Genomic DNA, 22,457 nt, shown 5'->3' on the forward strand with positions numbered 1-22,457 from the left:
GTCAGTTGCGACTTTACGGGCGCCACCCTAACTCAAGTCATGACCACCGGGGCGTATCGGGAGTCTGCCACGCGGCATGAACGCCCCCTGATGACCTGAGAGGAGCCATCATGACGAATGTTGTTATCGCCTCTGCCGGCCGGACCGCCGTCGGAAGCTTTCTGGGATCTTTTGCCAACACGCCCGCCCACGACCTCGGCGCCGCAATGCTCGAAGGCATCGTCGCCCGCGCCGGCATCGACAAATCCGAAGTATCCGAGACCATTCTCGGTCAGGTGCTGACCGCCGCCCAGGGCCAGAACCCGGCCCGCCAGGCGCATATCAACGCCGGCCTGCCGATTGAAAGTGCGGCCTGGAGCATCAATCAGGTCTGCGGCTCCGGCCTTCGCACCGTCGCACTCGGCGCCCAGCACATCATGCTCGGCGATGCCGCGATCGTCTGCGCCGGCGGCCAGGAAAGCATGTCGCTCAGCCCGCACGCCGCCATGCTGCGCCAAGGCTACAAGATGGGCGACGTCAAATACATCGACACCATGATCAAGGACGGTCTGTGGGATGCCTTCAACGGCTATCACATGGGGCAGACCGCCGAGAATGTGGCCGAGCAATGGCAGATCAGCCGCGAGATGCAGGACGAATTCGCCGTCGCCTCGCAGAACAAGGCCGAAGCCGCCCAGAAGGCCGGCAAATTCGCCGACGAGATCATCCCGTTCACGATCAAGACCCGCAAGGGCGAGTCGATCGTCGACGCCGATGAATACATTCGTCACGGCGCCACCCTCGAGGCCATGCAGAAACTGCGCCCGGCCTTCACGAAGGACGGCACGGTGACCGCCGGCAATGCGAGCGGCATCAACGACGGCGCCGCCGGCGTTCTGCTGATGAGCGCCGAGGAAGCCGAGAAGCGCGGCATCGAGCCGCTGGCGCGCATCGCCTCCTATGCGACCGCGGGTCTCGACCCCTCGATCATGGGTGCCGGCCCGATCTTTGCCTCGCGCAAGGCGCTGGCGAAGGCCGGCTGGAAGGTCCAGGATCTGGATCTGGTCGAAGCCAACGAGGCCTTCGCGGCCCAGGCCTGCGCCGTGAACAAGGACATGGGCTGGGATCCCGCGATCGTCAACGTGAACGGCGGCGCCATCGCTATCGGCCACCCGATCGGGGCCTCGGGCGCCCGCGTGCTCAACACCCTGATTTTCGAGATGAATCGCCGCGGTGCCAAGAAGGGCCTCGCCACGCTTTGCATCGGTGGCGGCATGGGCGTCGCGGTCTGCATCGAACGCCCCTGAGCCGTCCGACCCGAGGAGGCAAAGAAACGGGGAGCGCCTGCGCCTGGCGCTCCTCATTTAACCGTCGTGTCGGTCGCGACGGTGTAGACGATTTAGCAAAAGCAATATTGTTGCCCCGAGAGCGTCGTTTGGGTAATCGTGTTGCGGACGACTTGGCCAGAGTGGAGGGAGCAATATGGCAAGAGTAGCAGTGGTTACCGGCGGATCGCGCGGCATTGGCGCAGCGATATCGACGGCCTTGAAGGAAGCGGGCTACAGCGTGGCAGCCAACTTCGGCGGCAACGAGGAGGCAGCCGCCAAGTTCACTGAAGAAACCGGGATCAAGACCTACAAATGGTCGGTTGCGGATTATGAAGGCTGCGAGGCCGGGATCAAGCAGGTCGAGGCCGACCTCGGCCCGGTCGAGATCCTCGTCAACAACGCCGGCATCACCCGCGATGCAATGTTCCACCGCATGACAGTGCAGCAATGGAACGACGTGATCGACACCAATCTTCACGGCGTCTTCAACATGACCCATCCGGTCTATCCGGGGATGCGCGAACGCAAGTGGGGCCGGATCATCAACATCAGCTCGATCAACGGCCAGAAGGGACAGGCCGGGCAGACCAACTATTCCGCTGCCAAGGCGGGCGATCTCGGCTTTACCAAGGCGCTGGCCCAGGAAGGCGCGCGCTTTGGCGTGACGGTCAACGCGGTCTGCCCGGGCTATATCGGCACCGAGATGGTGCGTGCCATCGACGAGAAGGTCCTGAACGAGCGGATCATCCCGCAGATCCCGGTCGGCCGCCTTGGCGAACCCGAGGAAATCGCCCGCTGCGTGGTCTTCCTCGCCTCCGAGGAATCAAGCTTCATCACCGGCTCGACGATCAGCATCAACGGCGGCCAGTTCTTCGTCTGAAGACCCCCGGGTCCTGGTCCAGATCACCGTGCATCGCGCGGTCCAGCCTTCGCCTTCGGGCGGAGGCTTTTTTCCGGCTCGCCATCGTCCCGAGCCGCCTGAACGCCTATTGACCCTGCCCCCCGATTGCAGCACCTCGATCGCCATGACCCGTAGATATGCCACCGCCACCGGCTTCATTGCCGTCCTCCTCTGGTCGCTTCTGGCGCTGTTCACCGTCGGCACGGCGCCGGTGCCGCCGCTACAACTGACCGCAATGAGCTTTGCCCTCGGCGGCGGAGTCGGGCTGGTCTGGATCGCGGTGACAGGCGGCTGGAGCCGTCTGCGCGGGGTCAGTTGGAAGGTCTATGCGTTCGGCACCGCCGGGCTTTTCGGCTATCACCTCGGCTATTTCGCGGCCCTGCGTCTTGCCCCGCCCGCCCAGGCCGGGCTGATCGCCTATCTCTGGCCGCTGCTGATCGTGCTGTTGTCGGGCCTGCTGCCCGGCGAACGGCTGCGGCCCGGCCATCTGGTCGGCGGTCTGTTCGGATTCATCGGCGCGGCACTGATCATTCTTGGCGATGGCGGCGCGGCCGGCGGCACCGCCCTGACCGGCTACGCCCTGGCGCTGCTCTGCGCCTTCATCTGGTCGGGATATTCGATCCTGTCACGACGGCTCGGCAATGCGCCGACCGAAACCGTGGTGATCTATTGCCTTGCGACAGCGCTGCTATCGGCGCTGGCCCATCTGGCGCTGGAACAGACCCTGTGGCCTGCCACTGCCGGCGGCTGGGCCAGTATCCTGGCGCTCGGCCTCGGCCCGGTGGGCCTTGCCTTCTATGTCTGGGACATCGGGGTGAAACGCGGGGATATTCAACTTCTGGGCGTTTCGTCCTACGCGGCACCGCTGTTGTCGACCCTTGCCCTGATCCTTGCGGGTCTGGCGGTGCCGACGCCGCGGGTGGTGGCGGCGGCGGCTTTGATCACTGGGGGCGCGATTCTGGCCGCGAGGGCCAGCGCCCGGGGCGCGGTCACATCGCGCTGAGGCGAGTAATCTCCTCCTTGAGGCGGAGCTTCTGCTTTTTGAGGGCTACGACTTCCAGATCGTCGGTGCTGGGACGCAGTTGAATGGATTCCACTTTCGCCGAAAGCGCAGCATGGCGTCTGCGGAGTTCTTCAACACGAGGGGATTCTGGCATCACCAATTCTCCTTTGAAGCTTCAGTGCAGGGGAAGTGCACCATGAAATCCGCGCCATGTCACGCACAACCGGAGGTTCTCGGCACACATTCATGTAAACCTCGTGACGCTTTTCGGAAATTTTCGGCAACTTTCCGCGCTAATCAGGCAGGACTGAATCCGGGGAACGCCGCCGCCTCGCGCAGGACACTGCGAATCGCCGCGGTATAGTCCTCGCCATCCCGCAGATGCGCGTGCCCCTCGTGCAGCACCACGGCCGCGTGCAGGCGCAACTGCGCCCGCCCGCCCTTGCGCGCCCGCACCAGCACCAGATTGGCATCGCGCCCGCGCCGCGGGATCAGGGGCTGGATCTGAACCGAACCAAGATCGCCGAGCCCGGCAAGAATATCGGCCAGACGCGCGGGCCGGTGGATCAGCGTCAGCCAGCCTTTCGGGCGCAGCCGCCGCGCCGCAACCTGCAACCACGACGCCAGCGGCGTGTCCTCGCCCATCGCCGCCTCGCGCGCGGCGTGACCGGATCGGAGCGAGGCGCCGCGGTCGAAATAGGGCGGGTTGGCGATGACGTGGTCAAACGCCTGCCGGCGCAGCCCGGCTGGCAGGTCGGCAAGGTCCCCGACATGCAGATCGAGCGCCAGACCGGCGTCTTCGGCATTGCGCCGGGCAAGATCGGCCATCTCTTCCTGCCGCTCGACCGCCGCCAGCCGCAGCCCGCGAACCCGTGCACCAAGGCACAGGATCGCCGTCCCTGCCCCGCAGCCGAGTTCCAGAACGCTTTCCCCGGGGCGCGCAGGACAGGCCGCCGCCAGAAACACCGCGTCGACCCCCGCCCGGTATCCGGCGGCCGGCTGCCACAGCGCCAGTCGTCCGCCGAGATAATGGTCGCGGGTCAGCGCGGCGGCGGTCGCCTCACCCGGCACCTGTAATCTCGATCCCGTTGTCACGCAGCGCCTTGCAGGCCGGCAAGAAGGCCTCGTCGCGCACCGCAAGCCGCCTCGGCAGAATGCCGATGGAACCTTCGAGGACGCTCATATGGACGTCCATTTCGAACCAGTCTATACCCTCGCCAGTGAGAAGGGATTTTGCAAAGGCGATGACCGTAGGGTCATTGGTGCGCAGAAGTTCTTTCATGGTTTTGAGTTAATAAGACTGCTGCGGGTTTGTCGAGCGGCAGTGACGGAACGGTGATGAGCCTGGACGACGCATCGGAAAAACCGCACGACCGGCTTGGTCGCTATCTGGCTTCGGACCTCGAGCTTGTAAACGCGCTGATCCGCGAACGCATGGCCTCGGAACATGCCCCGCGCATCCCCGAGGTGACAGCGCATCTGGTCGAAGCGGGGGGCAAGCGGCTGCGCCCGATGCTGACGCTCGCCGTGGCCCGGATGCTGGGCTACGAGGGTGACAATCACCTGCGGCTTGCCGCAACCGTCGAATTCATCCACACGGCCACGCTGCTGCACGACGACGTTGTCGACGAAAGCGCCCAACGCCGCGGCCGCCCGACCGCCAACCTGCTGTGGGACAACAAGTCCTCGGTTCTGGTCGGCGACTATCTGCTGGCCCGTTCGTTCCTGCTGATGGTCGAAACCGGCAGCCTCAGGGTACTGCAGATCCTGTCGCAGGCCTCGGCCACGATCGCGGAAGGCGAAGTTCTGCAACTGACCGCCGCGCGGGACCTTGCGACCGACGAGGGCATCTATCTGCAGGTGATCCGCGGCAAGACGGCGGCGTTGTTTGCCGCGGCCTGCGAGGTCGGCGCCGTGATCGCCGCCGCGCCCGAGGATCAGATCGAGGCCCTGCGCACCTATGGCGACGCGCTGGGGGTCAGCTTCCAGATCGTCGACGATCTGCTGGATTATGGCGGCAGTTCTGCGGCAATCGGCAAGAACGTCGGTGACGATTTCCGCGAACGCAAACTGACCTTGCCGGTGATCAAGGCGGTGGCCGCAGCCGACGCCGAAGAGCGCGAGTTCTGGCGCCGGGTGATCGAGAAGGGCCGGCAGCAAGACGGCGATCTCCAACGGGCTCTGGAGCTGCTCGAACGCCATGATGCGCTCGAAGCGACAAGGATCGAGGCGCTCCGCTGGGCCGAGATTGCAAAATCGTCCCTCGAAACCATGCCTGACGGCGAGGTGCGCGCCATGCTCACGGATCTGGCCGACTACGTGGTCGCGCGGGTGCGCTAAGCCGCATTCGGTTGCGACACAGCGGCAACTCGCGCTGCGCTGCCGCCGGTCCATGGCCTTCGCTCTACGATCCCCGAAGGCCGCCCGCAGGGATTTCCGAAATGCGCTAGCCGAGCCGGGTCGGCGCCACCCACCAGCCGGGCCGGGCCGTGGTCAGGGCGGCGGCGGCGGCCTCGGCGGCCGCGTCCGTCGGGAACAGCCCGAAGCAGGTGCCGCCCGACCCCGACATCCGCGCCAGAAGACAATCCGCCTGACCGCGCAGCGCGCGCAGCACCTGCGCCACCTCGGGCGCAACCATCGCGGCCGCGGGTTCGAGATCGTTTCGCTGGGTGCCAAGCCAGACGGCCGCCTCGGCCGCCCCGGCAAGCCCCGCGGGAATCTCGGCCATCGGCGGGTTTTCGCGGCTGGCGAGCACCTTGAAGACCGCCGGGGTCGATACCCCGACGCCCGGATTGACCAGAACCGCCGGCAGCCCTGGCAGGGACGGCACGGGTTGCAGAATCTCGCCGATCCCCGCCATCCGGCAGGGCCGCGCAAAAACGCAGACCGGCACGTCGGCGCCAAGCGCCAGCACGGCCTGCGCGTCCGGCAGATCCCGCCCCGACATCCGCGCCAGCGCCCGCAGCGTTGCAGCCGCATCCGACGAACCGCCGCCGATCCCGCCCGCCGCCGGCAGATGCTTGTCGAGCGCCAGCGCCGCCGTCGCCTCGGGAAACAGCGCCGCGGCCCGCAGCACCAGATTGTCAGGTCCCGTCGGCACACCGGCCGCGCGCGGCCCGGTGACCGACAGCGTCGTCACCGCAGCCCGACGCGCAGTCACCCGGTCGCCGACGCCCGCGAAGACCACGAGGCTGTCGAGCAGGTGATAGCCATCGGCCCGCCTTCCCGTGACATGCAGCGTCAGATTGATCTTGGCCGGCGCGAATTCCTCGACCGCCGCAGTCGGGGCCATGCCCGCAACCGCCACGCCCTCAGCCGTCGTCATTGACCATGGACAGCGGTTCGGCTCCCTCTTCCTCGAGCACCACGTCAAGCCCGACCTGCAGCTTGCGCCGGATCCGGTCGGCCTCTTCGGGCTCGGGGTCGAAGGACATCGCGCGGCGCCACTGGAACTGCGCCTCGACCTTGCGGCCGACGGCCCAATAGGCATCGCCGAGATGGTCGTTGACCACCGGATCGGTCGCCATAAGCTCGGCGGCGCGTTCCAGCTGATCGACCGCCTCGGGGTAGCGGCCCATCCGATAGAAGGCCCAGCCAAGCGAGTCGGTGATATAGCCGCTGTCGGGCTCGGCCTCGACCGCCTGTTCGATCATGTCGAGCGCCTGGTCGAGGTTCTCGTCCTTCTCGACATAGGAATAGCCGAGGTAGTTCAACACCTGCGGCTGGCCTGGGTTGAGTTCCAGCGCCTTGCGCAGATCGGCCTCGGCGAGGTCCCATTGTTTCTCGCGCTCATGGCTGATGCCGCGGGCATAATAGACCACCCATTGCGAGGGCGACTCCTCGGTGAACAGCGCGATAGCCTTGTCATAGGCGCTCGCGGCTTCGGCAAAGCGCTCATCCCGGCGCAGGTTGTCGCCGAGCGTGATCTGGACGACGGACATATCCGGGTGGGTCGTGGCCAGTTCCTGCAACACCTCGATCGCCTTGTCGGACTGACCCGCATCGCGCAGCGCGGCGGCGCGGCCGATCTGGGCCACATAGAACCCGGGGTCGTCGGCCGGCACTTGGTCATAGGCATCGATCGCCAGATCGAATTGGCCCTGGGTTTCCAGCAACCGCGCGCTCAGCAGGATCGCATCGACATGGCCGGGGTTCAGATACTCCGCCATCCGCGCATATAGCAGGGTATAGCTGTCGGCCGCCTCGCCCTGCAGCGCGCCGGCAACCGTGTAGAAGACCTCGGCCTCTCCGTCCTGGACGTTGCGCACCTGGGTAAAGGGCACCCGCTCGCCAGCCTTGAGACGGTCGACCAGCAGGGCCAGGCCCGGGTCCATGTCCTGCCCCCAGCCGGCTTCGATCAGCTGCACCGCATCGTCGTTGCGGCCAAGCTGGCTCAGCACCTCGGCATGCGCAAAGGCGCCGCGCCGGGTCAGCCGCAGCGGCGCCCCGCCCTCGCCCGAAAAGATCGTCTCGGCCGCCTCGAAATCGCCGGCGAGCGCCAGCGCCAGCGCCTTGTGATAGAGCCCGAAGGCGGCAAGGCCCGTGGTCTCGATGGCCTGATCGAAGGCTTCCATCGCCTGATCGGCCTGGCCCTCGCCCATCAGCGCCCAGCCCTTGGCCAGCCCGTCGACCAGCGGCCCGACCGGCAGGTCGCCGTTGTCGATGCCCTCGACCGCCCCGGCATAGTCGCCGTCCTTCAGTTTCTGGCCCATCACCACAAGATTGGCCATCTGGCTTTTCAGCCCGTCGGCGCGCATCTGCCGGGCAATCGGCGCCGCGCTGTCGATCTTGCCGAGGCCGACAAAGGCCAGCACAGCCGATTCCTGCAGCATCGGATTGCCGCGGTCGCGCGACAGCGCGCGGGTATAGTAATCCGCCGCGGCCTTGTAATCGCTGGCAAAGCTCGCCTGGCGCGCCGCAAGATAGGCCCCGGCGAACCCTGCCCCGGGTGCCTGGGCCATCGCGGCGGGCGCCGACAGCAGAATAGACAGCGCAACGGGCAGAAGGGATCGGGAAAGGTTCACGGATCGGGCCTCGATTTTTCCGGTTTTCCCGACCCTATCCTGCCGATCCCTGCGAAACAATAAGCGGCCCCTTGCAGTGCCCCCTGCTATGACGGGAACGTGACAGGGCGGCGGATCTGCGCCGTGCCGGCCGGCGATCCGCCTGCGCCCTGATCCCGATCACATGTTGGGATAATTCGGCCCGTCGCCGCCCTGCGGCACCGTCCAGGTGATGTTCTTGCCCGGATCCTTGATATCGCAGGTCTTGCAATGCACGCAGTTCTGGAAGTTGATCACGAACCGCGGCGCCTGACCCGCCTCCTCGACGAATTCATAGACCCCGGCCGGGCAATAGCGGGCCGATGGCCCGGCGTATTTCGGCAGGTTCACGCGCACCGGCAGGTCAGGGTCGGCCAGATGCAGGTGGCAGGGCTGGCTTTCCTCGTGGTTCGTGAACGAGAAGCTGACATTGGTCAGCCGGTCGAACGACAGGACCCCGTCGGGCTTGGGATAGGCGATCGGTGTGAACTTTGATGCCTCGCCGGTCGCGTCTGCATCGGTCTTGCCATGCGGCAGCGTGCCGAACGGGTTCCAGCCCGTCATCGAGCCGAGCCACATGTCGATGCCGCCAAGCGCGAGGCCGCCGACCATCCCGAATTTCGACCAGAGCGGCTTGACGTTGCGCACGGGCTTCAGGTCCTTGCCGACCGGCCCGGTCCTGAGTTCGGCGTCATATCCCGCAAGCTCGTCGCCTGCCCGGCCATCCTGCAGCGCGGAATGGGCCGCCTCGGCCGCCGCCTTGCCGGACCACATCGCGTTATGGATGCCCTTGATCCGCGGCACATTGATCAGCCCCGCCGAACAGCCCAGCAGCGCGCCGCCGGGGAACACCGTCTTCGGGATCGACTGGAACCCACCCTCGGTGATCGCGCGAGCGCCATAGGCGACGCGCTTGCCGCCCTTCAGCAGCTCGGCCACCATCGGGTGATGCTTGAACCGCTGGAATTCCATGTAGGGGAACAGATACGGGTTGGCATAGTTCAGGTGAACCACGAATCCGACGACAACCTGATTGTTTTCAAGGTGATAGATAAAGGACCCGCCGCCCGCGTTGCTGCCGAGCGGCCAGCCCATGGTGTGGGTCACCGTGCCCTCGCGGTGCTTGTCGGGGGCGACCTCCCACAGTTCCTTCATGCCCAGGCCGAACTTCGGCACGTCGCAGTCGGCATCGAGGCTGTATTTCGCGATCAGTTCCTTGGCCAGCGACCCGCGGACGCCTTCCGAGATGAACACGTACTTGCCGCGCAGAATCATGCCGGGCTCATAGGCGGGGCCGGGTGTGCCATCGGCCTGCTTGCCGAATTCGCCCGCGACCACGCCCGAAACCGCGCCCGCCGCGTCATAGACCAGTTCCGACACAGACATGCCGGGAAAGATCTCGACCCCGAGCTCTTCGGCCTGCCCGGCCATCCAGCGGCAGACATTGCCAAGGCTGACGATATAGCAGCCGTGGTTGTCCATCAGCGGCGGCATCATCAGGTTGGGCAGACGGATCGACCCGCCCTCGCCCAGCACGAAGAACTCGTCACGCAGCACCGGCGTGTTCAGCGGCGCGCCCTTGGCCCGCCAGTCGGGGATCAGCGCATTCAGCGCCGAGGGGTCGAGGATCGCGCCCGACACGATATGGGCGCCCACTTCCGAGCCTTTTTCCAGCACCACCACGCTCAGCTCGGGATCGAGCTGTTTCAGACGGATTGCAGCCGACAGCCCGGACGGACCCGCCCCGACGATCACGACGTCGAATTCCATCTCTTCGCGGTCTGAATGGCTCATCCTGGGGTCCCGGCTGTTTGGTAACATTAAGAAAGTTCTGGTCAGGGATGCGATACGGACATAAAACAACTCCGTCAATCCAAAGGCGCCGTGCCGTGACGTATCGCCCGGTCCCGGCAGGACGGCGCCGCCGCCCTGCCGCAGAAGGGTCGCGCCACTTGACAATTGGCGGCGCGATTGGGTTAAGGGCCTTCAACCCGAACATACCCTAATCAACGGTTCAGGACTGAAATGGAAAAGATCCCGATGACCCGCTCGGGTCACGTCGCCCTTGACGAGGAACTGCGGACGCTCAAATCGGTCGAGCGGCCGGCGATCATTCGTGCCATTGCCGAGGCCCGCGAACATGGCGATCTGTCGGAAAACGCCGAGTACCATTCGGCCCGCGAAAAGCAGAGCTTTGTCGAGGGCCGGATCAAGGAACTGGAAGGCCTGCTCTCGCGGGCCGAAGTGATCGATCCGGCAAAGCTGTCGGGTCCGATCAAGTTCGGCGCGACGGTGACCATCCTCGACGAGGATACCGACGAGAAAAAGACCTATCAGATCGTCGGCGAGGCCGAGGCCGATCTGGAAAAGGGTCTGCTGAACATCCGCTCGCCGATCGCGCGGGCACTGATCGGCAAGGAGGTCGGCGACACCGTCGAGGTGCGCACACCCGGTGGCGAAAAGGGCTACGAGGTTCTCGGCATCAAGTACGTCTGAGTCGGATCGGCACATAATGACCCGCGAACAGCACCAGACGCCCCGTGGCGCCAAACCCGCTTCGGGATGGTCCGGCCGGCATGGCCCGGCCGCCACCATTGCGCTGGTGCTCAGCGCGCTGTGGCTGGTTGCGGCGCTGGTGTTCTTCGTGCTGATGCCCGGCGCCGGGGCGGGATCGGGGCTGATGACGCTGGTCGCGATCCTGATGCCGCTTGCGCTGATCTGGACCGCAGCCCTTGTGGCGCGCAGCACCCGGACCCTGCACGAGGAAAACCGGCGCCTGAAGGCCGATGTCGCGGCAATGCGCGCCGATCACCTTGCCCGCGACCCGGACGCCGCCGCAACCGGTGGCACGCCGCTGGCCCAGAAGCTTGACGAGATCGCGCGGGTGCAAAAAAAGACCGAGGCCGCGCTGGCGCATCTGACCTCGAACCTGCGCAGCGCAGCGACCAGCCAGGGCCGCGACCGCCCGGCGCTGCAATCCGCTCGCAGTGCAGAGCCCGCGGATTTCGACCAGCAGACGCTGGCGCTGAAGACCCCGCCCGAGATACAGCAACCGCCGATCTCGACCGAGGATTTCATCGCAGCCCTGAACTTTCCGGCCGACGAAAAAGACCGCGAGGGATTTCGCGCACTGGCCCGGGCGCTGCGCGACCCGATGGCGGCTGGCCTCGTGCGCTCGGCGCAGGACATGCTGACGCTGTTGTCCGAAGACGGGCTCTATATGGACGACTTCGCGCCCGACCGCGCACGCCCCGAGCTGTGGCGGCAATTCGCCCGCGGCGAACGCGGACCCGAGATCAGCGGGCTCGGCGGAATACGGGATCGTGAAAGCCTGGCGCGGGCTGCCGGCCGGATGCGGCAGGACCCGGTGTTCCGCGATGTCGCGCATCACTTCCTGCGCCGCTTCGACACCGCCCTGTCGCGGTTCGAAAAGGACGCCAGCGACGCCGAGGTTTCGGCCTTCGCCGATACCCGCACCGCACGCGCCTTCATGCTGGTTGGCCGGGTCTCGGGCACATTTCACTGAACCTGCCTGCGCCTTTGCAATAGCGGCGGGCATGCCGCCCGCCCGAGGTCCGGCCCCTAGCGTATCCCGTGATCGCCAAGACAGCCGCCGGGACCAAGCGGCAGGCACATGGTCGTGGCATGGCGGAACGAGAACAGGTGCGAGAATACGCCCATCCGCATCTCGCCAACCGCGGTGAAGCCGCGTCGTTCGTAAAGCGCCCGCGCCCGGAAATTGCTGTCGATCACCTCAAGGCGCACCTCGTGCATGCCGCGCGCCGCGGCCTCGGCCACGATCGCCTCGATCAGGGCAGTGCCGACACCCAGCCCGCGGGCGCGTTCATGAACGAACAATCCGTCGAGCAGCAACTGCCCGGGCTTCAGCGGCCTGTCGGTCAGATCCAGCAGCGGTCCGCGCCACAGCGCGCCAAACCAGCCATAGCTGCGCGCGAGCTGGGGATAGGTTCCCACGACCAGCCCGCCACGGTCGGTCTTGAACCCGGCGATCCCCAGAAGCTCGCCCGATTCGCCCTGCGCCGAAATCGCGTGTTCCGATCGGAGGGCATCGTGGAGAAAGTGCAGCGCCTTGGCCTCGGGCGCCATCACGCGGCCAAGCTTGCCCGAAAACACGCGCCAGAACAGCTGAACGACTTCGTCCCGCTGATGCTCGGGAAACCCGCGCTGGATGAACATCGCAAACCTCGCCCCCGCACCTGCACCCCGCCGGGGTCGGGCCCGGCGCGAGTCCGTCCCCACCTGGGCACGGTCCCAGCATACTAGGCCGAGACGAGACAATGAGCCAGAATTGCGTGAGACGCACGCAGATCGCGGCAAGCGGCCGTTTCCGGCCAACCCCCGCAGCGATCAGGGTTTTCCGCCCACCCCTTCGACAACGACGATGTCTGCCCGCGCCGCGGGGCTGTCGGTAATCGTGCCAAGATCCGACCGGTCGTCGGGGCTGTCGTCGTAATAGGTGCGGGTTCTGACGCCCGGGATCTCCTGGAAGGCGCGCATCGTTGCCTTCGGAAAGGGCGAACGCGGCATGTCCTGAAACCCCGGCACATCGCGCAATATCCGGCCGATCGAGGTGGTGCAAAGTGCACGGGGCACCGCGCCGTGGTCCTCGATCTGCTGCAACGCGATCTCGGCCTGCTCGGGCGTCACGACAACGTCCTGCCGGATCACGCGATATGTCTCGCGGGCGTGATAGTCGACGAAGAAGTCGACCGCCGCATCGTCGATGCCATAATGCACGTCGGCCCGCTGCGGCAGCCGCGGGTGGTGGAAGGTACCGGCGGGGTTGAAGATCACCCGCTCGGACCCGTTCACCATCAGCGCCGAATGCGCGCCCTCGTTCGAGCGGTTGTTCACCATGGTGAACAGGGTGATCATCGGTGGCCCTTCGGCGCGATAGCGCGCCGCCTCGACCTGGGCGTCGGGAGCCCATGGGCCCTGAGCGGCGCAAGCCGCCAGAGTAAGCGGGAACAGAGCCGCCAGAAGTATAGATCTCACGAAATGGTCCTTGCCTGTCTGCTGCATGTCCTGCCGAGTCCCGGTTGTACCCCGGGATCATCGTTGCGATCAGCCGTTCACCAGTGCCAGAAAGATCAGCACGATGATGCACAGGATCGCACCATTCGTGACCATGCGGATAAACCCGTTGAAGGTCTTTTCATGCTCCGCGATGTTCATGGTTCCGGGCTTGTGGGGTTCGCTGTCGTCGGCCATGGCGCCGTCTCCTCTGCAGTGGTCTGTCCTGTCCTGTTCCCTGACTAGCGCAAGAAACCGTGGCTGTTAAGGCCGTTGCGAACACCCGGCATCCGCGACCTGCCACAGCCAGGCGCCCGCTGGGCCGGGCGAGCGGGTGATCCGGCCGTTCCGGTACAGGTGATTGAGGTGCCCTACGGATTCGGCCAGCGCGAGCCCGTATTCGCCGCCGCCGATCCGGCGCCGGAACAGCGGGGAAAAGCAGTCGTCGGCGGTGCGCGGCTGCGCGAGAAAGGCCATCAGCCGGTCGAGCGCCGCCCGTTGCCCGTCGGCCAGCTGCTGCAACCGCACCGGCAGACCGTAATAGGGCAGCTTGTGGCCCGGCAGCACAAGCTGATCGTCGCGCGCGAAGGGCGCCAGTGCCGCGCAACTTTCCAGCCATTCGCCCACCGGGTCGGCGTCGGGCTCGGTCGGATAGACCCCGAGATTGGGCGAGATCGAGCCGAGAAGCTGATCGCCGCCCAGCACCAGCGGTTCCTCGCGGCACCACAGCGTTGCATGTTCGGGCGCATGGCCATGGCCGATCCGCACGTCCCAGCTGCGCCCACCGGCCGTCACCACGCTGCCCTCGACAATTCGCGTGAAGCCCAGCGGCAATGGCCAGACCATGTCGGCAAAGTTCACCGGCCGCTCTACCCGCCGTTTTTCCAGCAGGTCGGCCGGCATCCCGGCGCCGCGATAGAACGTCATCGCCGCAGGCGCGGTCGCCTCCTGTTCGTCCAGCACCAGCATCCGGGCATAAAGCCACGAGGTCCGGGTGGTCACCAGCTCGACCCCGTGGCGTTCCACGAACCAGCCGGCCAGCCCGATGTGATCCGGGTGGTAATGGGTCACGATCACCCGGCGCACCGGTTTGCCGCGCAGAGGCCCGGCGCCGAGGATCCGCTCCCACAGATCGCGGCTGCGGGTCGAGGAAAAGCCGGTATCGACCAGCGTCCAGCCGTCACCATCATCGAGTACGAAGATGTTGACATGATCGAGCTTCATCGGCAGCGGCAGGCGCAGCCACAGGATGCCGGGGGCGACCTCGATTGCCGCGGCCTCTGCGGGCGGGACGGGAAAGGGATGGCGGATCGGATCGGCCTGCGGGATCGCGCTCATGCTGATGCCAGTTCCTCCACGCTCAGGGCAAACAGCCCCTGCCCGCCCTCGCGAACCTGCACCAGCAGGCTCTCGTGCTCGGGCAGCAGGCGCCGAATGTAGAACCCGGCGAGGCCCGCGCGCGCGCCATCGCCGGCAAGCGCCGCCACCAGATGGAAATGCGCCCCCAGCACCAGACCGAAGGCGCGCAGATAGGGCACACAGACGGCAAAGCGGTCTTCCATCGGCTGCTCGACCAGCCATTCGGTCGCTTCGCGCAGGTTCTCGGCTGCCCGCCAGACCGGCTCTGCCAGTTCGAGGCGTGCGGCGCGGACCTGATCGGAATGGGATTCGACCTCGTCGATCAAGCGATAGGCGGCCTCGCCGCCATCCGCCATCTTGCGCCCGACCAGATCCATCGCCTGAATGCCGTTGGTGCCCTCATAGATCTGGGTCACCCGCACGTCGCGGGCCAGTTGCGCCACGCCGGTCTCCTCGATGAACCCCATGCCGCCATGCACCTGAATGCCGGTCTGCGCCACCTCGTGGCCGGTGTCGGTGCCGAAGGCCTTGCTGATCGGTGTCAGCAGCGCGGCGCGCGCCTCCCACTCGGCACTGCCGGTCGCATGGGCCATGTCGATCGCCACCGCATTGGCAAACGCGATGGCGCGGGCGCCGAAGGTGCGCGCCTTCATCTCCATCACCATGCGCCGCACATCGGGGTGTTCGACAATCGTACCGGTGCCCGGGGCGCGGCCCTGACGGCGTTCCATGGCATAGGCGACGGCGGCCTGTGTCGCGGCCTCGGCGATGCCGATCCCCTCGACCCCGACGCCGAGGCGGGCGTTGTTCATCATGGTGAACATCGCAGCAAGTCCGCCGTTCGGTTCGCCCACAAGCCAGCCGGTCGCCCGGTCGTAGTCCATCACGCAGGTTGGCGAGCCATGGATGCCAAGCTTGTGCTCGAGGCTCACGACCTTCAGGCTGTTGGCACGACCGGCGTTGCCTTCGGCATCGGGCAGGTTGCGCGGCACCAGAAACAGGCTGATCCCGCGGGTTCCCGCGGCGGCATCGGGCAACCGCGCCAGCACCAGATGGCAGACATTCTCGACGAACTCGCAGTCGCCCCAGGTGATGAAGATCTTCTGCCCGGTGACCGCATAGGTGCCGTCGCCGTTCGGCTCTGCCCGGGCCGACAGCGCACCGACATCGCTGCCGGCCGACGATTCGGTCAGGTTCATCGTCCCGGTCCATTGGCCCGAAATCAGCTTTGGCAGATACAACGCCTTCAGCGTCTCGTCGGCATGGGCATGCAGCGCCTCGATCTGGCCCTGGGTCAGCATCGGGTTCAGCTGCATCGCAAGGCAGGCCCCCGACATCATGTCGTTGATCGCGGTCTGCAACGTCAGCGGCAGGCCCATCCCGCCATACTCGGTCGGCGCCGAAACGCTGATCCAGCCACCCTCGGCCATGGCGCGGAACGCTTCGGCATAGCCGGGCGAGCTGCGCAGCACACCGTTTTCCAGCCGGGCCGGGGTCAGATCGCCCGCGCGGTTGATCGGCGCGATCACCTCGTCACAGAGCTTTCCGGCCTCGGTCAGGATCGCCTCGGTCATGTCGGGCGTCGCTTCGGCAAACAACTCGGTCGCCTGCACGCGGGCAAACCCCACCACATGGTCGAGCAGGAACTTCAGATCGAAAGTCGGGGCATGATAGGTCATGAACGGCTCCTCCTCTTGCGGCCTTGGCTCTTGCGGCCTTGGCATAGCGCTGTCCGGCGCGTAATTGTCTCACGGCTTTCCGGGCGCGGCCAATCTACTCTTCGCGGCCGCCGGGCGGATAGTCTGACTGAACGTCACGAGGTTTCATGACCACAAGGACCGAACTGCTGCCGGCCGATGCCGCCGGGCTTGATCGTGCCGCCGGGCTGCTGGCAAAGGGTGCGCTCGTCGCCTTTCCGACCGAGACCGTCTATGGCCTTGGCGCCGATGCGCGACAGGGCGAGGCGGTGGCGCGGATTTTCGAGGCCAAGGGCCGGCCGCGGTTCAATCCGCTGATCGTGCATGTTCCCGATCTGGCAGCGGCCGAACGCTATGGCCGGTTCGACGATGATGCGCTGGCGCTGGCTGTTGCATTCTGGCCCGGGCCGCTGACGCTGGTCGTGCCAGCGCGCGAAGGCGCCGGGCTTTCGGATCTGATCAGTGCGGGTCTGCCCAACGTGGCGCTCCGGGTGCCGCGGGGCGCGGTGGCGCAGGCGCTGCTGCACCGCTTTGCCGGGCCGATTGCGGCGCCCTCGGCCAATCCCTCGGGCCGGGTCAGCCCGACCCGCGCAGCCCATGTCCTCGACGGTCTGTCGGGACGGATCGCTGCGGTGATCGACGGCGGCGCGGCCGAGGTCGGGGTCGAATCGACCATCATCGGCTGCTTCGATCATCCCCGGCTGTTGCGCCCGGGCGGGCTGCCGGTCGAGGCGGCCGAGGCCGCCATCGGCCGCCCGCTCGCGCATGCGCCGGAAACCGGCAGCCCCAGCGCGCCGGGCCAGCTTGCCTCGCATTATGCCCCCGCGGCGGCGCTGCGCCTGAACGCAAACGCCCCGCGGCCCGGCGAAAGCTATCTCGGCTTTGGCCCGCATGGATCTGCAGAGGGGCTGAACCTCTCGCCCTCGGGCGATCTGGTCGAGGCGGCGGCGAACCTGTTCGATTATCTGCGCCAGCTCGATGCCCTGCCCTCCCGCGCCATCGCGGTCGCGCCGGTGCCGGCCACGGGGCTTGGCCGTGCGATCAACGACCGGCTGGAGCGTGCAGCCGCGCCGCGCTGAGTTGCGGGCAGACGCCGGGCCTTGAATGGTCCCGGATTGGGATAGATCGAAGGCATTCCCGGCTCGGACTATGCCCGCCCGGCATCGGCGCTCAGCAGCAGCGGGTCGATCCCCAGCGTCGCCAGCGCCCGTTCCCACTTGTTCGCATCGGGCGCCGAAAACACAATCTCGGGGCTGGCGTCGCAGGTCAGCCAGCCGTTGGCGGCGATCTCGGATTCAAGCTGCCCGGGCCCCCAGCCGGCATAACCCAGCGCCATCAGCGTCCGGTCCGGCCCGCGGTTGCGCGCCATGTCTTCAAGGATCTCCTGCGTTGCCGTCATCCCGAAGGTGTCGTCCACCACGAGCGTCGCGCGGTCTATCATATATTCGCCGCTGTGCAGCACGAACCCGCGCCCGGGTTCGACCGGGCCGCCAACGTGGATCCGCCGCAGTGGCGGCGCCCCGTCCCATGCCCCGGCCGAAACCTCGATCCCAAGCTGTTCCAGCAACTCCTCGAAGCTCAGGTTCAGCGCCGGCTTGTTCACGATCAGCCCCATCGCCCCGTCCGGAGAATGGGCACACATATAGATAACCGACCGATCAAAGCGCGGATCCCCCATGCCCGGCATAGCGATCAGCATCTTTCCGGAAAGATCAAGGTATGGCTCGGGTTCGTTCGTCATCCTCTTCAGTCTGGGGATGGCCCGGCCGCGAGACAAGGGCATCAACCGGATTTCGTCGCAATCCATCGCCACTATGTGATTTCCCAATCGCACCCGCCTGCCTAGAGTGCGCCCTATGAAAACGAATGCGCTCCGCCAGCTTGCCGTCTCTGCCGCTCTTGGCCTCGCCGCCCTTCCCGCCGATGCCGGTGGCGGGGCCGTTTCGCCCGACCAGGTCATCGCCGCCGAGATCCTGAGCGGCTGGCAGACCGACAGCGGCAGCCGCATGGCCGCGCTGCACCTGACGCTGGCACCGGGATGGAAGACCTATTGGCGCGCGCCGGGCGATGCCGGTATCCCGCCGACATTCTCGTGGGACGGGTCGAAAAACCTCAAATCCGTCCGCTATCACTGGCCGCGGCCCGAGGTCTTTGAGTCCTTCGGGACGCGCACGGTCGGCTATCACGACGAACTGGTGCTGCCGATCGAACTGATCCCCAACGACCCAACCGCCCCCATCGCGCTGCAAGGCGAGATGGATCTGGGCGTTTGCGAAACGATCTGCATGCCGGCGAAACTGCGGTTCTCGGCCGATCTGCAGGGGACTGGCCGCCCCGATGCGGCGATCAAGTCCGCGCTGGCGGCAGGCCCCGTCCCGGGCGCCCGCGCCGGCGTGCGCGAGGTGCGCTGCGAGGTCGGGCCGACCGCCGACGGCGTGCAACTGACCGCGACGATCCGGATGCCGGCGCTGAAGGGCGGCGAAGTCGCGCTGGTCGAGGCGGGCGATCCGCGGATCTGGGTTTCGGACCCGACGGCGCGGCGCAAGGGCGAGAATCTGACGGTGCAGGCCGATCTGGTGCCTGCGCGCGGCACGCCGCTGGCGCTCGACCGCAGCGCGCTGCGCTTTACCGTCATCGGGTCGAAGGGTGCGGTCGACATCCTCGGCTGTACCCCGGGCTGAGCACGCCCGCCGCAGGCGTCACTCCGCAGGCGCCTTCGCAGACCCCCGCACCGCCGCCAGCCACAGCGCCGCGCCAAGATAGCTGAACAATACGATTGCCAGCGTCCCGCCGAGGAACAGGGCGAGTGCGGCGCCCGTGCCGGCGCCGGGCCAGATCGCGGCCAGTGCGGCCCAGGGCGCGCCGGTCACCAGCGCATGGCCAAGCGTCGCGGCAAACAGCGCCAGGATCGCCGCGCCCGCCAGCAGCACGACCGTCGAAACGGCCCGCGCCCGCCGCGGCCGGCGCAGCGCAAAGCGCAGCGCCTCGAACTGGCGATGGATGTCTTGCTGCATGGCCAGCAGCGCGGGCACGATCAGCAGCACCAGCACGACGCCGAAGCCAAGGCCATAGACCAGCGTGATCACCGTGGGCTTCAGGAACTGCGCCTGCCGCGAGGGTTCGTGCAGCAGCGGCATCAGCCCCATCACCGTGGTCAGCGTGGTCAGCAGAACCGGCCGCAGCCGGTCGGCCGCCGCGTCGATGATCGCAGGGATCATCGCCCGGTCGCGGGAATAGTCGTCGACCGTCGTCACCAGCACGATCGAATCGTTGATGATGATCCCCGACATGCCGATCAGCCCGATCACCGTGTACATCGACATCGGCACGTTCCAGATCAGATGCCCCCAGATCGTGCCGATCAGCCCGAAGGGGATCACCGACATGATCAGCAATGGCCGGGTCCAGCTGGAAAAGATCCAGGCAAGGCACAGATAGATCCCGATCAGGCACAGCGCATAGCCGAGCAGCGCGTCGTTCAGGAAATCCGCTTCCTGTTCGGCGAGCCCCGACAACCGCCAGGAAACGCCATATTCGGCCTCGATTGCCGGCAGGATCTGGGTGCCGAGAAGCGTGGTGATTTCCTGTGCGCGGGCCGGATCGTCCTCGGAGATATCCCCGGTCACGCTGACCACCCGCAGCCCGTTCTCGCGCTCGATGGTCGAAAATCCGCTGCGCCGGCTGACCCTGACGATGTCGCCCAGCGGCACGTATTGACCCGACGGCGTGCGTAGCTGGGTGCTGGCAAGGAAATCCGCGGTCAGTTCGCTCTCGGGCAGTTCGACCCGGATCTCGGCGCTGCGGGTCCCCAGCGGATAGGTCGCGGCCTCGATCCCGTTCAGGCGGTTGCGCAGCACCCGGCCCAGCCCGTCGACATTGAACCCCAACGCAGCCCCCTGCGGCGTCAGTTCGAGGATCAGTTCTTCCTTGTCATAGGCAAGGCTGTCCTCGACCGCCGAAACCTCGCCGAACTGGGTCAGCCGGGCCTTCAGCGCCTCGGCCGCGGTCTTCAGCCGCTCGGAGCTTGCGCCATAGAACTGCACGTCGAGCGCGTCGCCCCCTGGGCCCGCCCGCCAGCCGCGAAAGCTGATCGTTTCCGCCTGGGGATGGCGCACCACCCGCTCCTGCAGGTCCTGAACGAACTGAAAGCTGGAATAGGGCCGCAGGTCCGGATCGATCAGCTCGACCGCGATCGACCCCAGAAGGTCGGTGTCCTTGCCCTCGGTTCCGGCCAGCCCGCGCCCGGTGTTGCCGCCGACCTCGGCCAGCGCATAGGTGACCGGGTTCTTGCCGTAGCGTTCTTCGTAATCCTTCCCAAGCGCTTCGACCGCATCCTGGAAGGCGCGCATCTGGGCCAGGGTATCGTCGCGCGTTGCCCCCGGCGCCATCGCGAAATTGCCGGAAACCGACCCTTCTTCGGGGGCGCTGAAGAACCGCCACTGCACGTCGCCTCGCACCCACAGCATCGCGGAACTGCCAAGAAGCACGACAAGCCCGGCCAGCACCGGATACCGCGCCCAGATCACAAAGCGCATGAACGGGCGGAAGGCATTGTGACGGAACCAGGTGAAACCGCGGTTCACGGTGCGCGAGGGCCAGTCGTACCAGGACTGGCGCTGGTACGAGGTGGTCAATGAATGCGCCAGGTGGTTCGGCAGGATCAGGAAACATTCGATCAGCGAGGCCAGAAGCACCACGATCACCGTGAACGGAATATCCGCAATCATGGCGCCAAAGCGGCCGCCGATCATGGCAAGGCCGGCAAAGGCGATGATCGTGGTCAGGGTTGCGGCAAAGACGGGGCTGGTCATCCGCCGGGCTGCCTGCTCGGCAGCGACCGCCGGATGTTCGCCCAGCCGGCGGACCCGGAAATCGGCATGTTCACCGACCACGATGGCATCGTCGACAACGATCCCCAGCGTGATCAGCAGCGCGAACATGGAGATCATGTTAAGCGTGAGGCCCGCGGCATACATCATTGCAATCGCTGACAACATGGCGACCGGGACGCCCGCCGCGACCCAAAGCGCGGTGCGCGCATTGAGAAACAGGAACAGCAGGCCGACGACCAGCACAAGGCCCGTCGCCGCGTTCTTGAACAGAACATGCAGCCGGCTCGAGATCTCGTCGGACCTTGTGCGGATCAGGTCGATCGTCATGCCGGCAGGCAGGCCCTGCAGCATCTCGGCCGCGACCTTCTCGACCGTCGCCTGGATATCGAGTGCATCGCCCCCGGCCGCGCGGTTGACCCGGACCGACACCGCGGGATTGTCACCCACGTAATAGCTGCGGTCGCGGTTCGCAGCCTCGACCGTGATCCGCGCCACGTCGCCCACGGTCAGATAGGTGCCGTCGCGGTTCGACCGCAGGATGATCCCCGAGATTTCCTCGGCCGAGCGTTTTTCGACCCCCGTGCGCACCCGTGCGTTGGCGCCGCTGACGTCGCCCGCGGGCGAGGCGTCGACCTCGGCTGCGATGGCATCGGCGATCTCGGCCATGGTGACCCTGTTGCGCACCAGAGACAGCGTCGAAACCTCGACCACCACCCGCGGCGCCGCGATGCCGCGGATCCAGGTCCGGGTCACGCCTTCGGCAAACAGCCGCGAGATGAAGTCGTCGGTATAGCGTGCCAGCAGGTCGACACCGACCGGCCCCGCGATCACCACATCCGAAACCCGTTCATTCCAGCCGCCGCGGCGCACGACCGGATCGTCGGCGTCCTCGGGCAGCGTATCGACCTCGTCGATCACCTGCTGGACCGCATCCATCGCCGTGCCAAGGTCGGTTCCGGGGTCGAATTCAAGGTCGATGCGCGCGCGCCCCTCGCGCGAGAGAGATTCGCTCGCGCTGACCCCATCGACCGTCAGCAATGTCGGTTCCAGCGAACCGACGATGGCGTTGTCGACGTCCTCGGCCCCGGCCCCGTCCCAGTCGACCCAGACGACCACAGATTCCTGCACCACATCGGGAAAATACTGCGCCCGCATCCGCGGAAACGCGAAGAGGCCGCTCAGCACCAGCACCAGCAACAGCAGGTTCGCCGCCGTCCCATGCCGGGTGAAATACGAGATGATGCCGCCCGTGCGCGGCGGCGGGGGCGCTTCGGTCATCGCA

21 protein-coding genes are annotated in these 22,457 nt (G+C 66.6%); 8 read left to right on the plus strand and 13 right to left on the minus strand.

From position 1 onward, the window contains the following. The first annotated feature begins 110 nt into the window (after nucleotides 1–110). The 3 genes from DQG17_RS09570 to DQG17_RS09580 all read left to right on the plus strand — a co-directional run bounded on the left by DQG17_RS09570 (nucleotide 111) and on the right by DQG17_RS09580 (nucleotide 3,211). Nucleotides 111–1,286, plus strand: coding sequence for an acetyl-CoA C-acetyltransferase (locus DQG17_RS09570; RefSeq protein ID WP_116132459.1), 1,176 nt, complete (start codon nucleotides 111–113; stop codon nucleotides 1,284–1,286). Between the two features lie 175 nt (nucleotides 1,287–1,461). Further along, nucleotides 1,462–2,187, plus strand: a complete 726-nt coding sequence (gene phbB, locus DQG17_RS09575) for an acetoacetyl-CoA reductase (RefSeq protein WP_116132460.1) — start codon at nucleotides 1,462–1,464, stop codon at nucleotides 2,185–2,187. A 145-nt stretch (nucleotides 2,188–2,332) separates the two neighbouring features. Next, complete coding sequence (locus DQG17_RS09580) at nucleotides 2,333–3,211, plus strand: DMT family transporter (protein ID WP_116132670.1); 879 nt, start codon at nucleotides 2,333–2,335, stop codon at nucleotides 3,209–3,211. Here the strand turns inward: DQG17_RS09580 and DQG17_RS09585 are convergent. The 3 genes from DQG17_RS09585 to DQG17_RS09595 all read right to left on the minus strand — a co-directional run bounded on the left by DQG17_RS09585 (nucleotide 3,198) and on the right by DQG17_RS09595 (nucleotide 4,493). Continuing rightward, nucleotides 3,198–3,365 carry a YdcH family protein gene (locus tag DQG17_RS09585; RefSeq protein WP_116132461.1) on the minus strand — a complete coding sequence of 56 codons (168 nt, stop codon included), beginning with the start codon at nucleotides 3,363–3,365 and terminating at the stop codon, nucleotides 3,198–3,200. The genes DQG17_RS09580 and DQG17_RS09585 overlap by 14 nt on opposite strands. Nucleotides 3,366–3,508: 143 nt before the next feature. Next, entirely contained in the window at nucleotides 3,509–4,282 is a 774-nt protein-coding gene (locus DQG17_RS09590) for a tRNA1(Val) (adenine(37)-N6)-methyltransferase (protein ID WP_116132462.1), read from the minus strand. Further along, entirely contained in the window at nucleotides 4,272–4,493 is a 222-nt protein-coding gene (locus DQG17_RS09595) for a DUF2007 domain-containing protein (protein ID WP_116132463.1), read from the minus strand. The genes DQG17_RS09590 and DQG17_RS09595 overlap by 11 nt, the downstream gene beginning before the upstream one ends. A 56-nt stretch (nucleotides 4,494–4,549) precedes the next feature. Here DQG17_RS09595 and DQG17_RS09600 point away from each other — a divergent pair, with 56 nt between their 5' ends. Beyond that, a complete protein-coding gene (locus tag DQG17_RS09600) occupies nucleotides 4,550–5,551 on the plus strand; it encodes a polyprenyl synthetase family protein (RefSeq protein ID WP_116132464.1) in 1,002 nt (333 codons plus the stop codon). A gap of 106 nt (nucleotides 5,552–5,657) precedes the next feature. Here DQG17_RS09600 and DQG17_RS09605 read toward each other — a convergent pair whose 3' ends face one another. The 3 genes from DQG17_RS09605 to DQG17_RS09615 all read right to left on the minus strand — a co-directional run bounded on the left by DQG17_RS09605 (nucleotide 5,658) and on the right by DQG17_RS09615 (nucleotide 10,047). After that, a complete protein-coding gene (locus tag DQG17_RS09605; RefSeq protein ID WP_116132671.1) occupies nucleotides 5,658–6,503 on the minus strand; it encodes a 4-(cytidine 5'-diphospho)-2-C-methyl-D-erythritol kinase in 846 nt (281 codons plus the stop codon). Between the two features lie 19 nt (nucleotides 6,504–6,522). Continuing rightward, nucleotides 6,523–8,172 (minus strand): tetratricopeptide repeat protein, encoded by a 1,650-nt coding sequence (locus DQG17_RS09610; protein ID WP_116132672.1) that lies wholly within the window; start codon nucleotides 8,170–8,172, stop codon nucleotides 6,523–6,525. 222 nt (nucleotides 8,173–8,394) lie between these two features. Beyond that, nucleotides 8,395–10,047, minus strand: coding sequence for an electron transfer flavoprotein-ubiquinone oxidoreductase (locus DQG17_RS09615; protein ID WP_116132465.1), 1,653 nt, complete (start codon nucleotides 10,045–10,047; stop codon nucleotides 8,395–8,397). Nucleotides 10,048–10,278: 231 nt separating this feature from the next. Here DQG17_RS09615 and greA point away from each other — a divergent pair, with 231 nt between their 5' ends. Then, on the plus strand, nucleotides 10,279–10,749 hold the full coding sequence (gene greA / locus DQG17_RS09620) for a transcription elongation factor GreA (protein WP_116132466.1): 471 nt from the start codon (nucleotides 10,279–10,281) through the stop codon (nucleotides 10,747–10,749). A gap of 16 nt (nucleotides 10,750–10,765) precedes the next feature. Beyond that, a complete protein-coding gene (locus DQG17_RS09625; RefSeq protein ID WP_116132467.1) occupies nucleotides 10,766–11,779 on the plus strand; it encodes a hypothetical protein in 1,014 nt (337 codons plus the stop codon). 56 nt (nucleotides 11,780–11,835) lie between these two features. Here DQG17_RS09625 and DQG17_RS09630 read toward each other — a convergent pair whose 3' ends face one another. The 5 genes from DQG17_RS09630 to DQG17_RS09650 form a co-directional block, all read right to left on the minus strand. Continuing rightward, complete coding sequence (locus DQG17_RS09630; RefSeq protein WP_116132468.1) at nucleotides 11,836–12,450, minus strand: GNAT family N-acetyltransferase; 615 nt, start codon at nucleotides 12,448–12,450, stop codon at nucleotides 11,836–11,838. Between the two features lie 171 nt (nucleotides 12,451–12,621). Next, nucleotides 12,622–13,269, minus strand: a complete 648-nt coding sequence (locus tag DQG17_RS09635; RefSeq protein ID WP_198666061.1) for a hypothetical protein — start codon at nucleotides 13,267–13,269, stop codon at nucleotides 12,622–12,624. A 69-nt stretch (nucleotides 13,270–13,338) separates the two neighbouring features. Continuing rightward, the gene (locus tag DQG17_RS09640) at nucleotides 13,339–13,485 is read right to left on the minus strand and encodes an aa3-type cytochrome c oxidase subunit IV (protein WP_116132469.1); all 147 of its coding nucleotides are present in this window, start codon (nucleotides 13,483–13,485) and stop codon (nucleotides 13,339–13,341) included. 66 nt (nucleotides 13,486–13,551) lie between these two features. Beyond that, on the minus strand, nucleotides 13,552–14,625 hold the full coding sequence (locus DQG17_RS09645; protein ID WP_116132470.1) for an MBL fold metallo-hydrolase: 1,074 nt from the start codon (nucleotides 14,623–14,625) through the stop codon (nucleotides 13,552–13,554). Beyond that, the gene (locus tag DQG17_RS09650) at nucleotides 14,622–16,325 is read right to left on the minus strand and encodes an acyl-CoA dehydrogenase (protein WP_116132471.1); all 1,704 of its coding nucleotides are present in this window, start codon (nucleotides 16,323–16,325) and stop codon (nucleotides 14,622–14,624) included. The genes DQG17_RS09645 and DQG17_RS09650 overlap by 4 nt, the downstream gene beginning before the upstream one ends. Before the next feature lie 146 nt (nucleotides 16,326–16,471). Here DQG17_RS09650 and DQG17_RS09655 point away from each other — a divergent pair, with 146 nt between their 5' ends. Continuing rightward, nucleotides 16,472–17,422, plus strand: a complete 951-nt coding sequence (locus tag DQG17_RS09655) for an L-threonylcarbamoyladenylate synthase (RefSeq protein ID WP_116132472.1) — start codon at nucleotides 16,472–16,474, stop codon at nucleotides 17,420–17,422. A gap of 68 nt (nucleotides 17,423–17,490) precedes the next feature. Here the strand turns inward: DQG17_RS09655 and DQG17_RS09660 are convergent, their stop codons facing one another. Next, nucleotides 17,491–18,084 (minus strand): YqgE/AlgH family protein, encoded by a 594-nt coding sequence (locus DQG17_RS09660; RefSeq protein WP_116132473.1) that lies wholly within the window; start codon nucleotides 18,082–18,084, stop codon nucleotides 17,491–17,493. A gap of 115 nt (nucleotides 18,085–18,199) precedes the next feature. On the opposite strand from DQG17_RS09660, the gene DQG17_RS09665 reads away from it, so the two are divergent. Further along, on the plus strand, nucleotides 18,200–19,024 hold the full coding sequence (locus DQG17_RS09665) for a protein-disulfide reductase DsbD domain-containing protein (protein WP_116132474.1): 825 nt from the start codon (nucleotides 18,200–18,202) through the stop codon (nucleotides 19,022–19,024). A gap of 18 nt (nucleotides 19,025–19,042) precedes the next feature. Here the strand turns inward: DQG17_RS09665 and DQG17_RS09670 are convergent, their stop codons facing one another. Next, a complete protein-coding gene (locus tag DQG17_RS09670; RefSeq protein ID WP_116132475.1) occupies nucleotides 19,043–22,453 on the minus strand; it encodes an efflux RND transporter permease subunit in 3,411 nt (1,136 codons plus the stop codon). Nucleotides 22,454–22,457: the final 4 nt, after the last annotated feature.

Origin of the sequence: Tropicimonas sp. IMCC34043 (assembly GCF_003390845.1) — a bacterium.
Lineage (GTDB): Bacteria > Pseudomonadota > Alphaproteobacteria > Rhodobacterales > Rhodobacteraceae > Tropicimonas.